The following is a 21,679-nucleotide window of genomic DNA, read 5'->3' as shown; positions in this document are numbered from 1 at the left end:
GTAGTGACATGCGTAATGATCTCCCCAGGCCCGACGACGCACCATCAGGTGCATCCCCGTATCCGCAATCGAGCACACAACAGGACCGGCAGACACAGCAGCCCTCGCTTGCCTTTCTGAGGCGGCATCAGGATGTGGACGGCTATCCGGCCGGCGGAGCCAACTTGGGCAAGACGATAGAATCCCGCGCCAACGAGCCCGTAACGCGAAGCGGTTCTTCCGGTGGCAATGGCGCACCGCCCAGCAAGTTTCACGCCCGGCAGGAGCCGGAACGCTATGATCATATCCTTGGCAATGTCAGGCGACACGTGGCACAGAACCTGGGGGTAGTGGGTATCCTGACCTTCGCCACGAACATCTTGCTTCTGTCGATCCCGATCTACCTGTTCCAGATAAGCGACCGCGTATTGACCAGCCGATCCATCGACACGCTGATCATGCTGACGGCGATCATCGCGGGGGCGGTGGTGTTCCAGTCCATCTTCGACGCCATCCGTCGCTTCATCCTGATGCGCACTGCGGTTGTGGTCGCCACCGAACTTGGCGCACCGATCCTAAGCGCGGCGGCCCATGCCTCGCTCCATGGCACAGGGCGCGAATACCAAACGCTTGGCGATCTTCAGCAGGTCCGCAGCTTTCTGGTGTCCGGCACACTGATTTCCTTTCTGGATGTGCCCTTTGCCCCGTTGTTCATCCTGGCCATCTTTCTGGTGCATCCGGATCTTGGCATGATCGTTTTGGTCACGGCCGGGCTGCTGATGATGATCGCGCTGGCAAACCAGAAGGCGACGTCCGGCCAGTTCGCGGCGGCGAACCTCGCGCAGGCCAAGGCCAACCAGCATCTCGATTCCATGTCGCGCAACAGCCAGATCATAAATGCGCTGGCGATGATCCCCGAAGCCGTGCGCATTTGGGGACGCGATACCGCGGCGTCACTGACGGCTCAGATCCGTGCTCAGGATCGGAACGTCATCTTCGCCGCGGTATCGCGCGCCGTCAGATTGCTGACGCAGATCGCCATTCTCGGCTGGGGAGCGTATCTCGCGATCCACGGGGAAATCACCGGGGGCATGGTCATCGCCGCCTCCATTATCGCGGGGCGTGCCTTTTCGCCCATAGAAGGATCCATCGAAGGATGGAATAGTTTCCTTTTGACGCGCGGTGCGCTGGACCGGGTGCGCGGTCTGCTGAAATCAGCTCAGAACCAGTATGAGAAACTGCGCCTGCCAAATCCGCAAGGGCGGCTGGATGTGGAACGCCTGCTGTATGTCCCCGGGGGGACAAAGCGCGTCGTCCTGAACGGTATCAATTTCTCGCTCAGCCCCGGCGAAACGCTGGCCGTGATTGGCAATTCCGGCGCAGGCAAGACAACGCTCGGCAAGATGCTGGTGGGCTCGATACTGCCTACCTCGGGCAGCGTGCGTCTGGACCTGATGGATATCCGTAACTGGGACCCGAGGCAATTCGGCCAGAATATCGGTTATCTGCCGCAAGACGTTCAACTGTTCCCCGGCACCATCAAGGACAACATCGCCCGGATGCGGATGGACGCCACTGACGAGGACATCCACGAAGCGGCCGTTCTGGCCGATGTCCACAACATGATCGCCAACCTGCCACAGGGCTACGAGACCGTGGTGGCTGCAGATGGATCACCGCTGTCAGGTGGTCAGAAGCAGCGCATCGGGCTGGCCCGCGCGTTCTTTGGCAACCCGTGCCTTCTGGTGCTGGACGAGCCGAATTCCAATCTCGACGTCGCGGGTGACAAGGCGCTGGCCAAGGCGCTTGAGCATGCAAAATCCAAAGGCATCACGGTGGTTGTCATCACGCAAAAACCAACTCTGCTAAGCTTCGTGGACAAGATCATGCTGCTGACCGACGGGCGCGTCAGCCTGTTCGGAGAACGCGAAACCGTGCTGACCAAAATTCACGGCCCCAAAGCACCGACGAAACCTGTCGAAGGCCCGAACGGGGAGACACCGCAATGACGCCTGCCACCATCCATCCCGACCAGACTTGGTATGCCGAGGTCCCGCGCTCCGTGCGTAGACAGGCCATTATCGGCCTGGTCCTGATGGCGACGGCTTTCGGCGGCTTCGCGGCCTGGGCATTCGGTGCACCGCTGGCGGCAGCGGTCATCGCACAGGGCAGCTTCGTCGCAACGGGACGCAACAAGATCATCCAGCATCTGGAAGGCGGGATCATCAACCGGATCTATGTGACGGAGGGCCAAAGCGTCGCAATTGGAGAGCCGCTGCTCAGTCTGGACGAAACCGCCGCGCAAGCCAGCGAAAGGGAACTGCACCTGCGACGTATGCGCCTGACGGCCACGGCAGAACGGCTGTTGGCGGAGTACCACGAGGATCCCAAGCTGATCTTTTCCGAAAATCTTCGCGCGGCAGAGGACGATCCCGAAATCGCCACAATCCTCGACAGCCAGCGGCTTGCCTATGACGTATCCCGCCAGTCGCTCCTGAACGACATCGCTTTACTGGAGCGCAATATCGAAGCGTTGAAAGTCCGCGAAAAAGGGTATGAGGCACAGTTGGAGTATCTGCAGTTGCGGGCGGACATCCTGTCAGAGGAATTCGATGACAAGACGATCCTGTTCGAAAAGAGCCTCGTTCAGAAGTCGGAGCTGAACGCCGTGCGCCGCGTTCAGGCCGAAGCCGATGGTCAACTGGCGCGTCTGGAGGCGGAAGTCGCCGAAATCCAGCAAATCCTGCTGAAGTATGAAAGCGAGATTGATCAGGCCCGCGCAACCTACCGCCAGACCGCGCTGGACGAATTGAACCCCATTCAAGCCGATCTGGAAAGCATCACCGAACAAGCGCGAAAGGCCGCGAATGTTCTGGACCGCTCGGTCATCCGTTCGCCCGTGGCGGGGACGGTCGTGCGGCTCTACTACCATACCTCGGGGGGCGTCATTGAAACGGGCAAGCCAATTGCGGAAATCCTGCCCGCCGACGCGCCGCTGATCATCGAGACCCAGATCCCGCGCAACGACATCGATAGCGTGAAGATCGGGCAGACGGCCACGGTGCGACTGATCGCGCTGAACCAACGCACGACACCCGTGCTGGAAGGTGAGGTTTTTTATGTCTCTGCCGACTCTCTGCACGAGGCGGAACGCGGGTCCGCACAGGAGATCTATATCGCGCGGGTCACCCTGTCCCGCGATGAGCTTGCGCGCATCCCCGGGTTTGCCGCCACCCCCGGCATGCCTGTCGAGATCATGATCCAGACCCAGTCGCGCACCTTTGCCAGCTATCTGGCAAAACCCATCCTAGACAGCATGTCTCGATCTTTCCGCGAACAGTAGGTCGTGGTGGCGTTCGAGCCGATCACACACGGCCCTGAATCGGATAAAGTTATGGACGCACTGGATTATCCGGCTACACTGCCGCAGCGTAAGTATTCGTGATATTCGACGTGGATTTCATTGGGGTTGTTTGATGGCAGAGCTTCGTGTTGAAGGCAAACAGATCAAGAAGCTTCTGACTATTGCCAAGAGACAGCCGATCAGTTTCGGGTTCAACCCGGCCAACCCCGACGAGAACGGATATCTCGCGCTGCATCGCAAGAAGACACCAACCGTGCTCGGCAAGGCCGCGCGATCCGAAGGTGACGGGCCCAAATTCACTTTCGGGACCGCCAGCCTGAAGGGCAAACTTCTGTCACTGACTTGCGAGCGGGACATTCCGTCGCTCGCCAAGAAGGTCAAGAAATACCTCAAATCGCAAAAGGTCGTTCTGAACATCGAAATTCTCGATGCTGACGGGAACCTGCTTGATTCAGACATCGAAGACGACTTGCCGGATGATCCCGACCTCGAAGCACGGGACGGCGATCAGGAGATTGCCGATGGTGACGACAACGATGATGACGACAGCGATACCGGCCCGGTCGTCGATACGAAGGCGCTGACACAGCGCTTGGTTGCACTGAAACCCGAGATCGAGGCGGTTCAGGGCGACATCGGTGCAAAGCTGCAAAAGGCCTTTGCGAACACGGTGGGTCAAGTCAAATCCGGCAATCTCGACGCGGCAGCGACGGGCATCGACAGGCTGGAAGCCGCGCTTGCCAAGATATCTGCGAATACGGCACAGGACAGCACGGGAACGCCGGCCCCGAATGCGAAGGACCAGATTCAGAAACTCGTGGCCGTGTTGAAAAAGCTCAAGGGCGAAGCCGATGGCTTGGCCGATGCCGACGCACGGACAAACGTTTCGGCAATGATCGGGCAGGCGGCGGAACATCTACGCGCCGGAGACGCATCACAAGCCACCACCGCGCTGACCCGGATTCGCGATGCAATCGTGGAGGCCCGCAAAGCCGGCAGCCCAACACCCGAACAGGAAGATACTTCGGATACCGAGAACCCGGCCGATATCTGGATCGATGCCAAGGGCGAAGCGGATGCCAGCCTTGGTCCGTTGATGTCGCATCTGGCGTCCTCGACCGATCCCAACTTGCAGCGCATCGCGCGTTTCGGGCTGAACGGCGTCACCAAAGGCAACAACACGGCGCTGATGGCTGCGCTGATGGGTTACAATTCTGCCTCGGGCGACGCGCGCGCTCAGCGTGCAAAGGACGTCATCGCGCAAATCGACGCCTATTCCAGTTTTCTCGCCTCCGACCCGATCATCGCGTTGTGCGAAGACAATCCTTTCGGCCAGACCGTGTCGATCCGCGCGCCTCTAACGAAAGCGCTCAAACGTATGAAGACCTCGCTCGCCGCCTGAGCATTCAAACCAAATGATTTTAATTCCGGATTCTTACGATGCCCAAAGACAAGCCCGACGAGCCGCCAACCATTGACGACGCCATCCAGTCATGGGTCGACAAGTTCAACAAGATCCAAGGCTGGAAAAGCATCGAGGCCCCGCAATCCAAGGACGGCAAGCGATATCACAGCCCGCTCCACCGGTTCGAGGAAGCAACCAGCAAAGCGCAGGCCGACGCGTTAGAAGCCACCAAAGCCAAAAGGAAAGCCGCCGAGAAGGTCAAGAAACTGGAAAAGTTGATCGCCAAACTTCCCGATGGCGACAAGAAACATCAAGCCGAAGAAGCATTGGAACAGGCACAGGAACGTCTGGCTGACGCCACTGCCAGCTTGAGCACGGCGACAGCCGAAATCGTACGTAGCACCCGTGTCCTGCGGCAGTTGACCGAAGTTGAGAAGGACCTTGACGAGGATCTCAAGAAGGTATCCGAGCGCATTGCCTCGCTGCAGGACGCGCTTGGCAAACAGAACGGCGCACCGCTTTCGGGGATGTCCAAGGAGGACAAGGAGCTTGAGTTCAAGATCGTCCAGCAGATGCGCGACGGTGTGGCAAGAAACATCGACCGTGCACGTGACGAGACATTCAAGATAAACAAGAACGTCGATGGACAGGAAATCGAGCGGCGCTATGCCGTGATCTGTTCCGAGGAATACAAGATCCTTCACGCCATGCTGGATGAGGCGATGCTGATGTGCCTGACCAGCGACATCGAGGGCGCTAAAGCCGCAATCCACAGCACCAGCGACCAACTGGCCCTATTCCGGACGGCACGTACAGGCGCCAGGATAATCGAACAGTCGGACAATTTCGATTCACGCCTGTCGAACCCGTTGGGCGCGGTCAGTTCGACCGTCGGCAGCCTTCGCCATGATGGGTTCACGACCACGGCTGACGAACTTGAAGCGGAAGCCCACCGAATCCGCGCCGGGATAAAGCAGGTCCAGTCGCTCTCCGCCGACACGCTGGTCGAACGCTTCGGCGACGAGGTCACGCAACTCGCGAAACGGGCGGAACGCCAAATCGAACGCGCCCGGGAATGCAAGACATTGATCACACAGATCGACCCTGCGCTGCGCACATTGCGCGTCATGGACGCAAACGACCAGGCTGACGGGTTCGACAGCGACTATTCCGCCGCGATGCAGGAAAGAACGCCGTTGCAGCGTCGCTCGCGCCTCGAAAAGCTCGCAAAGAATACCGAGATAGCCATCAAGGAGGTGCGCGCATCGCAAACCAGCGATGCCAAGATCGACACCAAGGCCCTGCAGCAAAAACTGCTCACCCTGCAAATCGCCTATGCAGACCTGTTCAAGACAGACCGCAAGGGCAATGTCCGGATGCAAAAGGACAGCCAGACCCGCGAACTCAAGGGCGTAAAGAAAGACAGCAAGATCCCGCGCGAAGCGATTGATGAGATCGAGATGAAGTTGCGTGCCGCACAGCAACTTCTGGAAACGGACTCGATTGATGCCCTGAAGACGGCGCAGGACTATCTGGCGAGCATCGAGACATACGAAACCTCCGTGACAGAGAACTCCGACCAGTTCAAACAAGCTGCGGAGACGCTGAAGACCCTGAAAGACAAGATCGCGGGACTTAAATCCAAATATGGCGCTTATGAACCGTCACGAACGCTGGAACTGGAACGCGAGGTCGAGCAATTCGAAGTAAAGTACAAGGCGATGGATCCGAAGGTCGCGCGTCGCATCAGTTCGACGCTGTATCAACGCATGGCCGAACTCAAAGCAGACATCCGCAAGTGCGCGGCAAAATACAAGGAAGTCGAAAAATCGGCGAAGAAGGTCGACGGGAAGCTCAAATCGCTGTCCAAGGTCATGCAGAACTTCACCATCGATGACCTAAAACTTTCGGGATACTATGGAAAATACGTGGCTGAACTGGCTCAGGCCCGCAGCACGGCAGAAGAACGTGACCTGAGATCGCTGAATCGCGCGGACACGCAGATCCTCGATCTTCGCACCACCGTCGACACGGCCATTTCTACAGCCCAGAAACGCTTGTTCGAAGGGTCACGGGACAAGCTGGACGGGCAGGAGCTTCAGGTCTGGACCGCTTTGAAGAGCGACGCGGTCGACGGGCAGAACAAGCAGACGGAACTTGAGCAGAAGAAGAAAGAATTCGAAGCCAAGTACAAGACCGTCAAGGCGCGATTCAAAACCATCCAGAAAAACTACAAGAATCTGAAGCTGGATACCTCCGATGTCGATCTGGCAGTGCAGGAAATCTCCAGCCTTGAAGCGGAGACTAAAGCCTCCAAGGAATATGCCGGTGCATTGAAGCGGCTGGAAGAATTGGAGAAGGATGCCGACAACTACGAAATCACCAGCGCGGAGATGGATCGCTTCAAGAAGCTCGCGATTGACGCCGCCGCAACGGAATGCGTGACCAAGATTCGGAACTTCCGAAACAAGGTCGAAACATTCGACGGCGAAATCAAGAAGATCGGCAAGATCGACGAAATCGAACTCGACGATCAAGGCACAGTCATGAGCGAGAACGACGTCAAAGCCTATCTCGCCAGCGTCGCCGCCTTCATCCACGCCGACGATCTGACAAGGCTCGAAACCAATGCCAAGAAAATGGACGAGGAACTTGAGAAAAAAGGCGGCGACCCGCGCAAGCCCCGCGAAGCTGCCCTGGGCGCCGTTCGAAATCTAATGCGGGCATTGAATGTAGGCGGACCGCTTGCACATTTCCGTCAGCAGCCCTTCACCTCTGGCAATCCTGATCTGGACGCAGCGGTGGCATCCCTGCCCCGCCTTGAGATCAAGCTGCTAACCGCAATTTCCGATTAAGCGACCGATCAGGAGTTTCACCATGCCCGGATTCACCGAAACACAGATCGCCTGGTTGACCACAGCCGTTAATCGCAGCGCCGACTTCGCCAAGGATGCCAAACGCGAAGAAGAGAAAAGCAAGCAGTTGCACGACATTCTCGGTAATATCGACGACCTCAGTGAAGAGCTGCGCGAAGCGCAACAGTTTTCGGTCACATGGACCGAGGAGAAGAAGAAACACTTCTGGAGCAAGACCGCGAACTCGACCAAAGTCGTCAAGAAGATGGAATGGAGCACCGGCGACCGCGACACAGAAGTCGACACGCGTCATGATCTGAAAGACGGCTTCAAGGTTGACGAACAAGACGTGCGCAAGGTTCACCAGATGCACGCAAAGCTGCTTGAATTGCAGAAAAAGATGGAAGAGGCCACGGATGCAGACGGCAACCCGCTGTTCACGGCTCGTGATATCGAACGTGAACTTTGGTCGCCGCTGGTCAAGGCCAATGTGATCCCCTCCAACGCCGTTGCCGACAAGTACAGCCAGGAAGCGCAGGTGTTTAACGGTGCCTGCGAATTGTATGGCGAGCGGCTGAAGGAACACACCAAGACCGCATCAAAACATGAAAAGCTGAAACGCGGCCTGTCGATAGCCAAGGACACGGTATCCCTGATGGGGACGGTGGCGACACAGGCGATTTCGATTGCCAATTTCGACGGCGTAGCGATGTCGCAATCGGAAAAAAACGAACTCACCGACCTGAAGTCACAAGACAAAGCCGGGACGCTCGATCCGTCAAAGACGGGTCGTCTGGGCGAGTTATCTGGTAAGTCCGACCTTGCGACGCAAGCCAAACAGGCACAAGCCTACAACACGCTGGCCATGGGGTTGGCGAACGGCGCGTTCGACCTGGCGGACAAGTCGCTCGACAAGAACACCGAAAAGCGGAACTGGGAAATCGCGGAGATGGCGTTCAACGCCGTTGCGACGGCGGCTGTAAACTCGATCTCCGCCGATCAGGCGCAGCGTGCGGTAACGGATAAGGATACTTCCGGCCTGCAAAGCTACAAGACAGCGACCGATGCGGCAAAGAAGCTGGTATCCTACTCGCTTGCTGGATCAAAGGTCGTGTTCCGCTTCCACGATCTGATCACCGCTCCTGAAAGTCAACGAGCGGGTATTGCCAAGGCTTTGATCGCAACCGTCGCGGATGCGGTTGGCAACGCGTTTGCGGCGTTCGATGTACCTAAAGGCAAGGACAAGGACGGCAACGACGTCGATGGCACTGGCGGGCAATGGGCCAAGGTGGGCGCATATATTGCGACAGGCATCATCAGTGCCGCAAATGCTGCGGAAATCGCGAAGATGGTCTCCGACGCCAAGGCCAGCGGCAAGAAGATCGATCCTGCAACCATCGTATCCGCTCTTGGCCTGACGGTTGTGTCCACGGTGATCGCCGGCACGTTTGAACCGGTGGTCAGCAGCACCAGAAAAACCGTCGAGGACGACCACTACAACACTGGTGTATTCGAAGAAACCGAAGACATGCAAAGCAAGCGCCTGGCCAACACCACCAAGGAGGTGGAAGCGCTCAACACTGCCATGAAAGGTGCCAACAATCTGTTTGCCGCCTTTCCTATCGCGAAAGACATCGACCCTGACGCGAAACGGGCAGAGCTGTATCAGCGCAATGAAGACATGGAAGCGATGCAGCGCGAGGAACAGCTCAAGGCCTATCAGAAGCGTCTCAAGGACGACGACGATTTCAAGCGGGCGCTTGAAGACGACATCGCAAACGAGGTCGAGGATCGTCAAGGCCCGCTGATGGCGCTGATCGAAGAGGCGACGCAAACACCGGACGATCTGGCCGACAAGGAAAAGGCCAAACGCGCCATGCTTGCGATGGACAAGCTGATTGCCGAGGCCAATGCCGTACAGACCAAATGGGCAGTGATCGACCAGTTGACCTCTGGCGGTGTGGGGATGGTTGCCAAATTCGTGCCCGGTGCCAGCATCGCCGTCGCTGTTCGGCAGTTGACGATGGATGTCGCCTATCTGGTCAAAAAGTCGCAGGAGCTGAACCTGTGGATGAAAAATACCGCTCTGACCTATGGCAACGACTCCGTTTATGGCCCGGCGATAACCAGTCGCTTGGCAAGCAGTCAGATCCAGGTCAGCCAGCGATCGCTGAACGTCGTATTCTCGATGACGGGGGTGACGATGGAAAGCCTGCGCCTGGCGGACATCACCGGCGCTGCCACGGCCGGCTCCATCGCCAACAGCCTTGCACGGGCGCTGTCGGATTACGGCTACAAGATGCAGAAAGAAGCCGAGATTTCCAAGGGCTGGAAACTGTACAAGAAGGCACGGTCCCTCGAGAACAAGGGCGACCGGAAGCTCGCCCGCAAAGCGATGCGGTGGAACTCTACCCTGTCGAAATGTGTGTTGGCCTATGGCATCGTGAAAGATGGCGATCCTGTGGCCAAAGAAGCGGCGCGCAACTGCGGCTTGAGTCCCGAAATACTGCAGGATCAGAACGATGTGTGCCAGAAGGTCGTGGATTATTTCATGACCGTTTACAGCGATGATCCCGTCGTGATGCGCCGGATCGTCGTGCCCAAGGATTGGCATCCCGGCGCTGTTGACCTGACACTGACCAGCTGGGTGCGGTTCAAGGCGGCCGCGGCAACCAAGGCCACACCACGTCTTGCGCAAAAATCAACCAAGACCCCGGCCATCGACAAACATTTCGCGAAGCTGGATGCGTTATGTGGGAAAGGATCGGACTATGCCAAGGCCCGAGACGAACTGGGCAAGAAGAGCGGACGAAAATCTGACGAATTCGGCACGTTCCTAGATGACGCGTTTGCCAGCGCGGATGCCCTGGTCGCGGCACTCGACGCCTATATTCCGGTCAATGACAAACCCGAAGGCGATGGTGAGAGCTGGACCGAAAACGGCCCACATACCGACATGGCTGCAGCCACGGAGGCATTCCGGGCCCAGGCCTTCATGCTGCGGTCAGAGATCAAATTTGATCAGACAGAACGGGAAGCGCAGATCGAAGCGGATGAGGACGTCACCATCGACGATCTCCTGGCGAGCTAACCGCGTCAGCGAAAACCGGACGCAACCGCTGCCCCGTCGATATCAGATTGCTCACGCCGCGCAGTCGGCGTTCGGCGTCCAGAAGGAAAGCGATCCGCAAATCATGCAGCAACTGGCCGATGATCTTGCCGCAATGCTGGATTTGATGTGGACGCACCGGGAAAGCACCGCTGCGATTGGCTAGCTGCCACCCGGAACGAAACTGCCCGCATCCCGTAAGCCGGACTGCAACTGCCGTTTCAGGTGAGGCATGAAGCTGCGCCAAGCATCGACGCAAAACCCGTCTTCTTCGCGCCAGAGGATGATCTCGACGCCATGGCAGATCGTCCGCATGGCTTGATCCGAGTCGATCCCCCGCAGATCGCGCGGACACCCGCTGGCCAGCACATCAGCAGCGGCAGGACCGGATATACGAAGGGACAACTCCCTGTCCGATACATCTGCCAGCGCATGCGGCGTTTCGGCGTAAAGGCTGGCCATCTGATCCAGCAGCAATTGATCTGGTTGCTCGGACACGAGCATCCATTCATCCGGGCCAAGGCAGGCAATCCGTGCCTTTCCAAGCCACGTGACCTGACCAACCCGCAAGGGCAGTTCCAAATGCTTCGCGAGTTCTTTCCCCTGCCCGCGCAACACATGGCGCGTGCTTTCGGGAATGTCCTTTATCGTCGTGCACATCATTCTGCTTGCTCCAGCCGAACGCGGACGTTGTCCGGATCATAGAACGTGGTCGCGGTGATCTTCGCCGCGACGGGACCATCCGGCATCGGAATATAAACCGTCTCGCCCATGCGCTGATGCCCGCCGGAGACCAGCGCCAGGGCAATGCTGCGCCCCATGACGGTGCTGCGATAGGCCGAAGTCACATGGCCCGCCCGTCCCGCCGCAGGTCGCGCATTGGGGCTGTCGACGATCTGCGCGCCTTCTTCGAGAAGCGTGGTCGGATCGTCCGTCAAAAGCCCGACCAGTTGCTTGCGATACGGGTCTTTCATGTCCGGCCGCTCAAGCGACCGTTTGCCGATGAAATCAGGCTTCGACTTACCGATGGCCCACCCCATTCCAGCGTCATGCGGCGTTACCGTCCCGTCGGTGTCCTGCCCCACGATGATAAACCCCTTGTCCGCCCGCAGGTGATGCATCGTTTCGGTGCCATAAGCCACGACGCCAAGCGCCTGCCCCGCCGCCCACAGTGCTTCCCAGACGGCTTTACCGTGGCGCGCGGGCACGTTGATTTCAAATCCCACCTCTCCGGTAAAGCTCAAACGGAACAGGCGCGCGGCGATCCCGTCAAAGCGGCACTCGGCCACCGACATATGCGGGAAGGTCTCATCCGTGATTTCGGGCCCGTCGACGAACGGACGGATCAGGTCTGCCGCTTCGGGCCCATTCACGGCAATGACGGCCCATTGCTCTGTCGTGGAGGTCAGCCAGACCTTCAAATCCGGCCATTCGGTTTGCAGGTAGTCCTCCATCATCGCCAGAACGCGCGGAGCGCCACCCGTCGTCGTGGTGACATGGAACCGGTCCTGCGACAGCCGCCCGATCACCCCGTCATCCCGGATGAAACCATCCTCACCCAGAAGCAGCCCGTAGCGGCAGCGCCCGACACCCAGTTTCGTCCACGGGTTGGTGTAGACACGGTTCATGAACTCTACCGCGTCGGGGCCGGTGATCTCGATCTTGCCCAGCGTGGAGGCATCGAACAGACCCACAGCCTCGCGCGTCATGCGGCATTCCCGCGCGACCGCTGCGGCCATGTCCTCGCCCGCCTGCGGAAAATATCGCGCACGCCGCCATTGTGCGACGTTCTCGAAAACGGCACCCTGTGCTTCCGCCCAAGGATCAATCGATGTCCGACGGACGACTTCGAAATCAGCCTTGTGATGATTGGCCAGCGCCCCGAACGTCGTGGGCACATAGGGCGGACGAAACGTCGTCAGCCCTATGTCCGGCGGCTCCTGTCCGCTGGCTTGCGCCGCGACCATCAGCGCATTCATGTTCGACAGCTTGCCCTGATCGGTGGCCATGCCCGTCGTTGTATAGCGCTTGACATGTTCGATAGAGCGCATCCCTTCACGCAACGCCAGCTTGATGTCTTTCGCGGTCACGTCATTCTGGAAATCCACGAAAGCCCGGATGCGGGAAGGGGCTTTGTCATTGGGCAGCGCGCCTTGCGCCGTCCCGCTGCAGACACGATCACCCGTGACGCTGTATCGGTGCGACGTGCCTGCAGCGTCAGGCACACCTTTATCCGGCCCGCCCGTGCCCGTGATGCCGCGCCGCGCCAAGCCAGCCGCCGCCGCACCGGCAGACGCACCATCGTCAAGCGCCGCGCCCGTCCCCCACAGGCCGGTTGCCGCACCGGCGGACAGGCAGTTCTCGTTCGACTGATCCGGAAGAAAAGCGGATGTATTGCTGTTCCATTTCAAGCTGCCCTTTGTATGGGAGAACAGGTGCAGCGTCGGGGTCCAGCCACCGGACATGAGCAGCACGTCGCAATCAAAGCTTTGCGGCGCGGACAACTCGGCCCCCATGATCCGGTTGACCCGTGCGGACCGGATCCGCTTGCGGCCGGTTGTTTCGGTCACAACCGCACCGGGCAGCACCATGATCCCACGCGCCTCGGCACCAGCCAGAAGGGTCGGGTCCACATCCGGTCTCGTGTCGCAGATCGCGACGATCTCCGCTCCCGCATCCATCAGGTCGAAAGCTGCGAAATAGGCGCTGTCATGCGAGGTCGTGACCAGCGCCTGGCGTCCGACCAGAACACCGAACCGGTTCAGGTAGCTTTGCGCCGCACCCGCCAACATGACGCCGGGCCGGTCATTGCCGTCAAACACCAGCGGTTTCTCGATCGCGCCTTGCGCCAGAACCACGGCGCCCGCCCGCACACGCCAAAGCCGTTCACGCGGGGCGTCGGTCGGTGGCGAAGCAAGGTGATCGGTAACCCGCTCAACCAGCGCCACCATGTTCTGGTGATAATACCCGATGGCTGTCGTTCGCGTCAGGACACGGACACCAGCCTCGCGCAGCCCGTCACGTTGGGCACCCAGCCACGCCCAGGCGGAGGCCCCCTCAATCTGCGGCGAGGGATCCGACAGCAGCGAACCTCCAAGCTCCGCATGTTCATCGACCAGCACGACATCGGCGCCAGCCTCTGCGGCTTCGCGCGCGGCGGCCAGACCAGCAGGCCCCGCACCAACGATCAACACGTCGCAATGCAGATATCGCGCCGCGTAATGGTCAGGGTCGGGCTCTCCGGGCGCCTTGCCCAGCCCCGCAGCGGCGCGGATGACCGGCTCGTAAACGCGATCCCAGAAGGCGCGCGGCCACATGAAGGTCTTGTAGTAGAAGCCGGCTGGAAAGAACGGCGAAAGAAAATCGTTTACCGCCCCAAGATCGAACCCCAAGGCAGGCCAGCGGTTTTGACTTTCCACCTGTAACCCATCATGGATTTCCTGCATGGTAGCGCGGGTGTTGGGCTCCGCACGCCCCGCCCCACGCGCGGTACGGATCAGTGCATTGGGCTCTTCTGAACCCGCCGATACGATCCCGCGCGGGCGGTGATACTTGAACGACCGCCCGACCAGATGCACATCATTCGCCAACAGCGCCGAGGCCACCGTATCGCCCTCGCGACCCGCATAGGTTTTGCCGTCGAAGGTGAACCGAACCACCCGATCCCCGATGTGGCCCTTACCGTTGACGCGGCTCATTCGGTACCCTCCGGTCGCGATGTACCTGCCTTGTAGGTCACGATGAAACGGTCGCTGACGGTGTCGCGCACCGCGTTGAAGAACCGCGCACACCCGTGTGTGTGGCGCCAGCGTTCCGCGTGGTTGCCCTTCGGGTTCTTGCGGATGAACAGGAAATCGCGCCACTCCTCATCCGTCAGAAGGGACGGATCGGAGGGGCGCGTCAGATGCGCTTCACCTGCATAGGTGAATTCAAGCTCCGGCAGGTCCTGGTCGCAGTAGGGGCAGTGGATTAGTAGCATGGAGAAACCTTAATGTGCGACAGCCGCGGCAGCGGCCTCGTCGATCAACCGGCCCGTGGTAAAACGCTCCAGCGTAAAGGGGGCATTGATGTCATGCGGCTCTCCGGTAGCAACAGTATGTGCCAGCAGATGCGCGGCACCCGGCGTGGCCTTGAAGCCGCCTGTGCCCCAGCCGCAATTCACGAACAACCCCGGCACGGGTGTCTTGCCCAGAATGGCAGAACGGTCGGGCGTTACATCCACGATTCCGCCCCATTTGCGCAACATCTTCATACGCGAGAACACGGGGAATATCTCGCAGATCGCCGCGACCGTGTGTTCGATCAAGGGCAGCCCACCGCGCTGGGAATAGGATGTGTACTGGTCCGTGCCCGATCCGATTACCAACTCGCCCTTGTCCGACTGGCTGATATAGGCATGCACCGTGTTTGACATGACCACGCAGGGAAAGCAGGGTTTCACCGGCTCGCTGACCAATGCCTGAAGCGGGTAGGATTCCAGCGGCATCCGCACACCCGCACTGTCCATCAGCACGGAGGTATGCCCCGCCGCCGATACCGCGACCTTCTTCGCACCGATGAAGCCTCTCGCGGTCTCAACCCCCGTTACCGCACCATCCGCACCGCGCCGGATCGCGGTTACAGGACAGTTCTGGATGATGTCCACGCCACGCGCCGCAGCCCCGCGCGCATATCCCCATGCGACCGCGTCATGCCGGGCCGTGCCCGCCCGTGCCTGATAGGCAGCGCCCAGAACCGGATGACGCGCGGCAGGGTCGATATTCAGCGGCGGACAGATGCGCTTGGCCTCCTCCGCCGTGATCCACTTGTTGTCGACACCGTTCAGCCGATTGGCATGAATGTGGCGCTGCGCGCTCTGCACATCATGGACGTTATGGGCGAGCATCATCACACCGCGTCGCGAATACATGACGTTGTAGTTCAATTCCTGGCTCAGCCCGTCCCACAGATCGAGCGCATGGTCATACAGCCGCGCGCTTTCATCATAGAGATAGTTGGACCGGATGATCGTCGTGTTCCGCCCGGTGTTGCCACCGCCCAGCCAGCCTTTGTCGATCACGGCGACATTGGTGATGCCGTGCTCTTTGGCAAGGTAATAGGCCGCCCCCAGCCCGTGACCGCCCGCGCCCACGATGATCACATCGTACTCCGCCTTGGGTTCGGCATCGGGCCATTGCGGTTGCCAGTCGCGGTGGCCTTTGAACGCCTGCATCAGCAGGGTGACCGCCGAATAGCGGCTGGGGAAATGGGCAGGCATGCGCAGCTCCGAAGTTTCTGACATCATACTAGCCATCCCGGAAACGTCCGTCTTGCACCTATGCGACGTTTTGGCAGTATATTTACGTCAGCGCTTCGTGCCCCGATTCGCCCGGCTGCTGGCGATGCCCTCTGTGATCGGGGGCAATGGGTAGAAAGGCCTAATATTCATGCGGCATAAAACTGGCAAAATTGCGACATGACGCCCGCCCCTCGCCTACGCATCGGGTTCATTCTGGCGCCGAACTTCACGTTGTCCGCCTTCGCCAATTTCGTAGACGTTCTACGCCTGGCCGCCGATGAAGGCGACCGGTCGCGACCGATCCATTGCCGCTGGACGGTGCTGTCGCATACGGGGCGGGCCATCCGGTCTAGCTGCGGTGTTTCAGTGACACCCGACACCGACCACGCCAATCCGGGTGACTTTGACTATGTCGTCGTCGTGGGCGGTTTGATCGATGACAAGGCCCGACTCGCCAAATCCGAGATTGCGTTTCTGAAGGAATGCGCCAAGGCGGGTATCCCGCTGGTCGGCATCTGCACCGGGGCGTTTATCCTGTATCGCGCGGGTCTGATGCAGGATCGGAAATGCTGTGTCAGCTGGTTTCACCACAATGATTTCATGGATCAGTTCGAAGGCCTGCAACCCATTTCCGACCGTATTTTTGTGGTGGATCGCGACCGTCTGACGTCCTCCGGCGGGGCAAGTGCGGCGCATTTGGCGGCTTTTCTTGTCGACCGGCATCTCGGGCGCTCTGCCGCGCGCAAAAGCCTGAACATCATGATCGTGGACGGGCGTGCCGAAGGGGATGCCCCGCAGCCCGGACCGCCCATGATCTTCGAGACCCGCGACCCGCTGCTGCGTCGTGCACTCGCCATGATGCAAGACAATCTCGGCGCGCCGCTGTCGATCGAGGCAATTGCCAGAAGGCTGGACGTGTCACGAAGATCGTTGGAGCGCCGCTTCAAGGCCCAGATCGGTGTCACGCCAGCACAGGCCAGCGTCGAGATCAGGCTGACTCATGCCACCTATATGCTGGACCATTCGGACGCGTCAGTCGCGAAAATCGCGGATGCAACCGGGTTTTGCGATGCGTCGCATCTGACCTCGGTGTTCCATGATGCGCGCGGTATCACCCCTGCAAAATGGCGGCGCGGCGACAGGCGTGAAACATAGGTCACGGTCAGGCACCTCACAGAAAAATTTTTGACCTGTGAAAAACGTTGGGATTACGGTTTTCCCATGGCCGTTCGTTCTGTCCCCACGGACTCGCTCGGAAGGCCCGCCACGCTACCGGGTTCGCCCCCTCGCCAGGGAGATGCCATGTCGAACGATGCCCTTCTTCAGCCCTATCAGCTGAACCACCTGACGCTGAAGAACCGGATCATGACGACCAGTCACGAACCGGCTTACCCCGAGGACGGCCTGCCCAAGGATCGCTACCGCGCTTATCACGAGGTTCGCGCCAAGGCGGGCGTCGCTTTGACCATGACCGCCGGGTCCGCCGTCGTGTCGAAAGACAGCCCCCCCAGTTTTTCCAATGTCCTTGCCTATAAGGATGAGGTTGTGCCGTGGATGAGGCGGCTGTCCGATGCCTGTCACGAGCACGGCTGCGCAGTGATGATTCAGCTGACGCATCTGGGGCGGCGCACGCGGTGGGACTACGGCGACTGGCTACCATCGCTATCTGCGGGCCCGGATCGCGAAACCGCGCATAAGGCCTTTCCAAAGGTGATGGAGGACTGGGACATAGACCGCGTGATCGCCGATTACATTGATGCGGCGGATCGCATGAAAGAAGCCGGTCTCGATGGGATAGAATTAAACGCCTATGGCCATCTGATCGATCAGTTCTGGTCAATGCGCACCAACCGGATGGAAGCCCCCTTCGGCGGTGATCTGGAGGCCCGGCAGACCTTTTCCGACATGCTGCTCGATCGCATGCGCGAACGCGTCGGACCGGACTTCATCATCGGCATCCGCTTCACCGCAGATGAAACCGTCGCAGGCGGCCTTACCGAGAAAGAAGGCCTAGCCATAGCGCGGCGTCTGAAGGCGCGCGGCCAGGTGGATTTTCTTAACGTCATCCGTGGCCGGCTGGACACGGACCCGGCCCTGACCGACGTGATCCCGGTGCAGGGCATGAAATCCGCGCCGCATCTGGATTTCGCGGGCCGGATCAAGGCGGAAATTGGACTCCCCACGTTCCATGCTGCGCGCATACCGGATGTGGCAACGGCGCGACACGCGATCTCTGCCGGTCTGCTGGACATGGTCGGTATGACCCGCGCACATATGGCCGACCCGTTCATCGTCCGGCGGATCATGGAAAAGCGCGAAGATGACATTCGGCCCTGCGTCGGCGCCAATCACTGTCTCGACCGCATCTATCAAGGGCATGACGCGCTGTGTATCCACAATGCCGCGACGGGACGTGAATTGTTCATGCCCCATGAAATCGAGCCCGCCTCGTCGCGCAAGAAGATCGTCGTTGTCGGCGCTGGTCCGGCGGGGCTGGAGGCCGCGCGGGTGGCGGCGGAACGCGGCCACGGCGTAACCGTCTTCGAGGCACAGAATGATCCGGGCGGCCAGATTCTGTTGCAGTCCCGGACCCCCCGCAGGCGCGAGATGATTTCCATCATTGACTGGCGTATGGCGCAATGTGCCGCGCGGGACGTCGAATTTCGCTTCAACAGCTACGCCGAGGCTGCTGATGTTCTGGCCGAGAACCCTGACGTGGTGATCGTCGCGACGGGCGGTATGCCGAATGTGGACATTCTTGAACACGGTGCCGATCTGGTTGCGTCCAGCTGGGACCTGATTGCCGGGGATGTGAAGCCCGCGCAGAACGTGCTGGTCTTCGACGCAACCGGCGATCACGCGGCGCTTCAGGCCGTTGAAGTCGCGGCCAATGCAGGCAGTCATGTGGAGTTGATGACGCCCGACCGCATCCTGTCGTCCGAGGTGATGGGCATGACCCTCGTGCCCGCGATGCGTGCGTTGCAGGACAAGAATGTCACCTTCACCGTGACCTACCGGCTGATGGGAGTGGAGCGGGATGGAAACGCGCTGAAGGCAATCATCGGAACGGACTATTCCGATCACCGCGAGGAGCGCAGTTTCGATCAGATCGTGGTAAATTACGGCACGCTGCCGCTAGATGAAATCTACTTCGATCTGAAACCGTATTCGACCAATCACGGGGCGGTCGATCACGATGCCTTGCTCGCCGGCCAGCCGCAGCCTGCTGGTGCATATGACGGCCAGTTTCAGCTTTATCGCATCGGCGATGCCGTTTCCGCACGATCGACCCACGCCGCGATTTACGACGCGCTTAGGTTGGTGAAGGATATTTAGACATCCCGCCCGATGGCGGCATATGAAGGATCAAGACCATGGCGACCGATTCAGATGTCCTCGCTGCCCTGATGTCCCGAAGGCCGGGATTTTCCCTGCCCCAGCCCTTCTATACGGATGCGGGGTTCTATGACTGCGACCTGCGCAACATATGGTACAAGGATTGGCTGCTGACCATCGCCGCGCCCGAGGTCCCAAAGACGGGCAGCTTCGTGACGCTTCAGATCGGTAACGCACCGGTTCTGATCGTGCGCGGGGCAGACGGCGCAATCCGCGCGTTTCACAACAGTTGCCGTCATCGTGGCAGCCGCATCTGTGCCGCTGAACGGGGCCGCAATGCCAAGCTGACCTGCCCCTATCATCAGTGGACTTACGATCTGGATGGCAGCCTCGTCTACGCCCGCGAGATGCACGAAGACATCGACCCGGCCGATTTCGGGCTGAAACCGATACATTGCGAAACAGCCGCCGGGATCGTGTTCATCTGCCTGGCGAAAGACGCACCCGATTTCGCGCCCGTCAAAGCGATGGCCGAGAAATACGCATCTCCACACGACATCACCAATCTCAAGGTCGCCGCAACACGCAGCATCGTGGAAAACGGCAACTGGAAGCTGGTGATGGAAAACAACCGCGAATGCTATCACTGTGCCGGATCGCACCCGTTGCTGTGCCGGACATTCCCGGATGATCCGAACCTGATCGGCAGTTTCGAGGGCACCTCCGTCACCGTCGGTGAAGACCATGTGCGGCGCTGCGAGGCAGCTGGCATGCCCTCCCGCTTCTACATGGAGCCGAACGGGCAGTGGCGCTTCGTGCGCATCCCGTTCATCGGTGACGCCTGTTCCTATACCGAGGACGGAACACCCGCGGTCACCAAGCGCGTCGGGCAGGTGCCTTTCGACAACGCCGGATCGCTGCTGTTTTTCCACTACCCCAACACTTGGAATCACATGTTGTCGGACAGTGTGACACTGTTTCGGATGACGCCTATCAGCCCGACCGCAACGCAGGTTTACACCACATGGCTTGTGCATGCTGATGCTGAGGAGGGTGTCGATTACGACGTGGACCGCCTGACCAGGGTCTGGATACAGACCAACCTTGAGGATCAGGCCGTCGTCGAGGAAAATCAGCGTGGCATCCTGTCACCTGCTTATGAACCCGGCCCGTATTCGTCGTTGCAGGAAACCGGCGTGATCCAGTTCATCGACTGGTATGCGGCCACGCTCCAACAGCGACTGACCGGACGATCCAACACCATGGCCGCGGAGTGACATCTTGATTCCACTGCCCAACGAAAACACGCCCCCATGGACAGATGATGAACACATCGAATGCGTGATGATCATCCCCGAAGCGCCGGATGTGCGGACTTTCATCTTCCGTGCGCCTTCGGGCCGTTGGTTCCGCTACCGTCCCGGCCAGTTCCTGACGCTGGAACTGCCCGTATCCACGGCGACGATCTGGCGGACCTTCACGATATCGACCAGCCCCTCGCAATCACTCTCCATATCAGTGACGGTCAAGAAAAACCCGGAATCTGTCGGCGTGGCGTGGATGTTCGATCATCTGCGACCCGGCGTCCGGCTGAAAGCATCGGGGCCTGCCGGGCTGTTCACGCTGCCGCCCCGGCCTGACGGGAAATACCTGTTCATCTCGGCAGGGTCGGGCGTTACGCCGATGATGTCGATGACGGCCTTCCTGTTCGACCGTGGCGAGCAGCCCGACATCACCTTCATCAACTGCGCACGCACCCCCCGCGACATAATCTTCCGGTCCCGTCTGGAACATATCGCCAGCCGCCTGCCGGATCTGAAACTGCATTTCGTCGTGGAGCACACCAACCCCTACGAGGTCTGGTCCGGCTATCGGGGTCGACTGAACCAGATCATGCTGGGGCTGATGGCCCCTGATTACCTGGATCGCACGGTTTACTGCTGCGGGCCGGAGCCGTTCATGGAAGGTGTTCGCGAAAGCCTGATCGCGCTTGGCTTCGATATGGGCAACTACCATCAGGAAAGCTTCGCCGCCCCTGTGGAGACAGCCGAAGAAGTCCCCGAACTTGCCGATGTGATTGTCGACGACACGCCTGCCGAGGTCGTATTTACAAAATCCGATGCCACCGTAACCTGCCGGGAATCCGATACCATCCTCGCCGTGGCGCGGTCGTCAGGACACAACATTCCGTCGGGTTGCACCTTCGGGCTGTGCGGAACCTGCAAGATCAGGAAACGCTCAGGCGAGGTTCATATGGTCCATAATGGCGGCATCACCGAGGATGAAGAAGCCGAAGGGTTCATCCTCGCCTGTTGTTCTCATCCCATCGGGCGCGTGGAAATCGAGGTGTAGT

General features: G+C 59.7%; 13 protein-coding genes. 9 read left to right on the top strand and 4 right to left on the bottom strand.

All coding sequences use genetic code 11. The features are described from left to right. Positions 1-8: 8 nt before the first annotated feature. From FPZ52_RS13810 to FPZ52_RS13790, 5 genes are all read left to right on the top strand, one after another. Positions 9-1,988: a type I secretion system permease/ATPase gene (locus tag FPZ52_RS13810; RefSeq protein WP_146366201.1), complete on the top strand. Its 1,980-nt coding sequence runs from the start codon at positions 9-11 to the stop codon at positions 1,986-1,988. Then, entirely contained in the window at positions 1,985-3,322 is a 1,338-nt protein-coding gene (locus FPZ52_RS13805; RefSeq protein ID WP_146366200.1) for an HlyD family type I secretion periplasmic adaptor subunit, read from the top strand. Before FPZ52_RS13810 ends, FPZ52_RS13805 begins: the two co-directional genes overlap by 4 nt. A gap of 133 nt (positions 3,323-3,455) precedes the next feature. Then, positions 3,456-4,745 carry a hypothetical protein gene (locus FPZ52_RS13800; protein WP_146366199.1) on the top strand — a complete coding sequence of 430 codons (1,290 nt, stop codon included), beginning with the start codon at positions 3,456-3,458 and terminating at the stop codon, positions 4,743-4,745. A gap of 38 nt (positions 4,746-4,783) precedes the next feature. Next, positions 4,784-7,603 carry a hypothetical protein gene (locus tag FPZ52_RS13795; RefSeq protein WP_146366198.1) on the top strand — a complete coding sequence of 940 codons (2,820 nt, stop codon included), beginning with the start codon at positions 4,784-4,786 and terminating at the stop codon, positions 7,601-7,603. A 22-nt stretch (positions 7,604-7,625) separates the two neighbouring features. Next, entirely contained in the window at positions 7,626-10,694 is a 3,069-nt protein-coding gene (locus tag FPZ52_RS13790; protein WP_146366197.1) for a type II toxin-antitoxin system VapC family toxin, read from the top strand. A gap of 180 nt (positions 10,695-10,874) precedes the next feature. Here FPZ52_RS13790 and FPZ52_RS13780 read toward each other — a convergent pair whose 3' ends face one another. From FPZ52_RS13780 to FPZ52_RS13765, 4 genes are read right to left on the bottom strand one after another with little or no spacing between them, the layout of a single operon-like run. After that, positions 10,875-11,375 carry a sarcosine oxidase subunit gamma gene (locus tag FPZ52_RS13780; RefSeq protein ID WP_146366195.1) on the bottom strand — a complete coding sequence of 167 codons (501 nt, stop codon included), beginning with the start codon at positions 11,373-11,375 and terminating at the stop codon, positions 10,875-10,877. Further along, a complete protein-coding gene (locus tag FPZ52_RS13775; RefSeq protein ID WP_146366194.1) occupies positions 11,372-14,410 on the bottom strand; it encodes a sarcosine oxidase subunit alpha family protein in 3,039 nt (1,012 codons plus the stop codon). The genes FPZ52_RS13780 and FPZ52_RS13775 overlap by 4 nt, the downstream gene beginning before the upstream one ends. Next, on the bottom strand, positions 14,407-14,691 hold the full coding sequence (locus tag FPZ52_RS13770) for a sarcosine oxidase subunit delta (RefSeq protein ID WP_146366193.1): 285 nt from the start codon (positions 14,689-14,691) through the stop codon (positions 14,407-14,409). Before FPZ52_RS13770 ends, FPZ52_RS13775 begins: the two co-directional genes overlap by 4 nt. Before the next feature lie 9 nt (positions 14,692-14,700). Continuing rightward, positions 14,701-15,969, bottom strand: a complete 1,269-nt coding sequence (locus FPZ52_RS13765) for a sarcosine oxidase subunit beta family protein (protein ID WP_146366192.1) — start codon at positions 15,967-15,969, stop codon at positions 14,701-14,703. A 198-nt stretch (positions 15,970-16,167) separates the two neighbouring features. Between FPZ52_RS13765 and FPZ52_RS13760 the strand changes: the two genes are divergently transcribed. The 4 genes from FPZ52_RS13760 (at position 16,168) to FPZ52_RS13745 (ending at position 21,678) form a co-directional block, all read left to right on the top strand. Beyond that, positions 16,168-17,145, top strand: a complete 978-nt coding sequence (locus FPZ52_RS13760) for a GlxA family transcriptional regulator (protein ID WP_146366191.1) — start codon at positions 16,168-16,170, stop codon at positions 17,143-17,145. 147 nt (positions 17,146-17,292) lie between these two features. Next, complete coding sequence (locus FPZ52_RS13755) at positions 17,293-19,326, top strand: NADH:flavin oxidoreductase (protein ID WP_146366190.1); 2,034 nt, start codon at positions 17,293-17,295, stop codon at positions 19,324-19,326. Between the two features lie 38 nt (positions 19,327-19,364). Further along, the gene (locus FPZ52_RS13750; protein ID WP_146366189.1) at positions 19,365-20,603 is read left to right on the top strand and encodes an aromatic ring-hydroxylating oxygenase subunit alpha; all 1,239 of its coding nucleotides are present in this window, start codon (positions 19,365-19,367) and stop codon (positions 20,601-20,603) included. Between the two features lie 7 nt (positions 20,604-20,610). Then, positions 20,611-21,678, top strand: a complete 1,068-nt coding sequence (locus FPZ52_RS13745) for an FAD-binding oxidoreductase (protein WP_420851726.1) — start codon at positions 20,611-20,613, stop codon at positions 21,676-21,678. Position 21,679: the final 1 nt, after the last annotated feature.

The organism is Qingshengfaniella alkalisoli, assembly GCF_007855645.1.
Taxonomy (GTDB): domain Bacteria; phylum Pseudomonadota; class Alphaproteobacteria; order Rhodobacterales; family Rhodobacteraceae; genus Qingshengfaniella; species Qingshengfaniella alkalisoli.
Note: the sequence above shows the minus strand (reverse complement) of the source record. Positions and strands in the feature narration are given on the sequence as shown.

What these genes read in the sequence shown, in the direction of transcription:
- FPZ52_RS13750 (WP_146366189.1), top strand. Translation starts at nt 19,365, where the DNA reads ATGGCGACCGATTCAGATGTCCTCGCTGCCCTGATGTCCCGAAGGCCG.
- FPZ52_RS13795 (WP_146366198.1), top strand. Translation starts at nt 4,784, where the DNA reads ATGCCCAAAGACAAGCCCGACGAGCCGCCAACCATTGACGACGCCATC.
- FPZ52_RS13805 (WP_146366200.1), top strand. Translation starts at nt 1,985, where the DNA reads ATGACGCCTGCCACCATCCATCCCGACCAGACTTGGTATGCCGAGGTC.
- FPZ52_RS13765 (WP_146366192.1), bottom strand. Translation starts at nt 15,969, where the DNA reads ATGCCTGCCCATTTCCCCAGCCGCTATTCGGCGGTCACCCTGCTGATG.
- FPZ52_RS13790 (WP_146366197.1), top strand. Translation starts at nt 7,626, where the DNA reads ATGCCCGGATTCACCGAAACACAGATCGCCTGGTTGACCACAGCCGTT.
- FPZ52_RS13775 (WP_146366194.1), bottom strand. Translation starts at nt 14,410, where the DNA reads ATGAGCCGCGTCAACGGTAAGGGCCACATCGGGGATCGGGTGGTTCGG.
- FPZ52_RS13780 (WP_146366195.1), bottom strand. Translation starts at nt 11,375, where the DNA reads ATGATGTGCACGACGATAAAGGACATTCCCGAAAGCACGCGCCATGTG.
- FPZ52_RS13810 (WP_146366201.1), top strand. Translation starts at nt 9, where the DNA reads ATGCGTAATGATCTCCCCAGGCCCGACGACGCACCATCAGGTGCATCC.
- FPZ52_RS13755 (WP_146366190.1), top strand. Translation starts at nt 17,293, where the DNA reads ATGTCGAACGATGCCCTTCTTCAGCCCTATCAGCTGAACCACCTGACG.
- FPZ52_RS13800 (WP_146366199.1), top strand. Translation starts at nt 3,456, where the DNA reads ATGGCAGAGCTTCGTGTTGAAGGCAAACAGATCAAGAAGCTTCTGACT.
- FPZ52_RS13760 (WP_146366191.1), top strand. Translation starts at nt 16,168, where the DNA reads ATGACGCCCGCCCCTCGCCTACGCATCGGGTTCATTCTGGCGCCGAAC.
- FPZ52_RS13770 (WP_146366193.1), bottom strand. Translation starts at nt 14,691, where the DNA reads ATGCTACTAATCCACTGCCCCTACTGCGACCAGGACCTGCCGGAGCTT.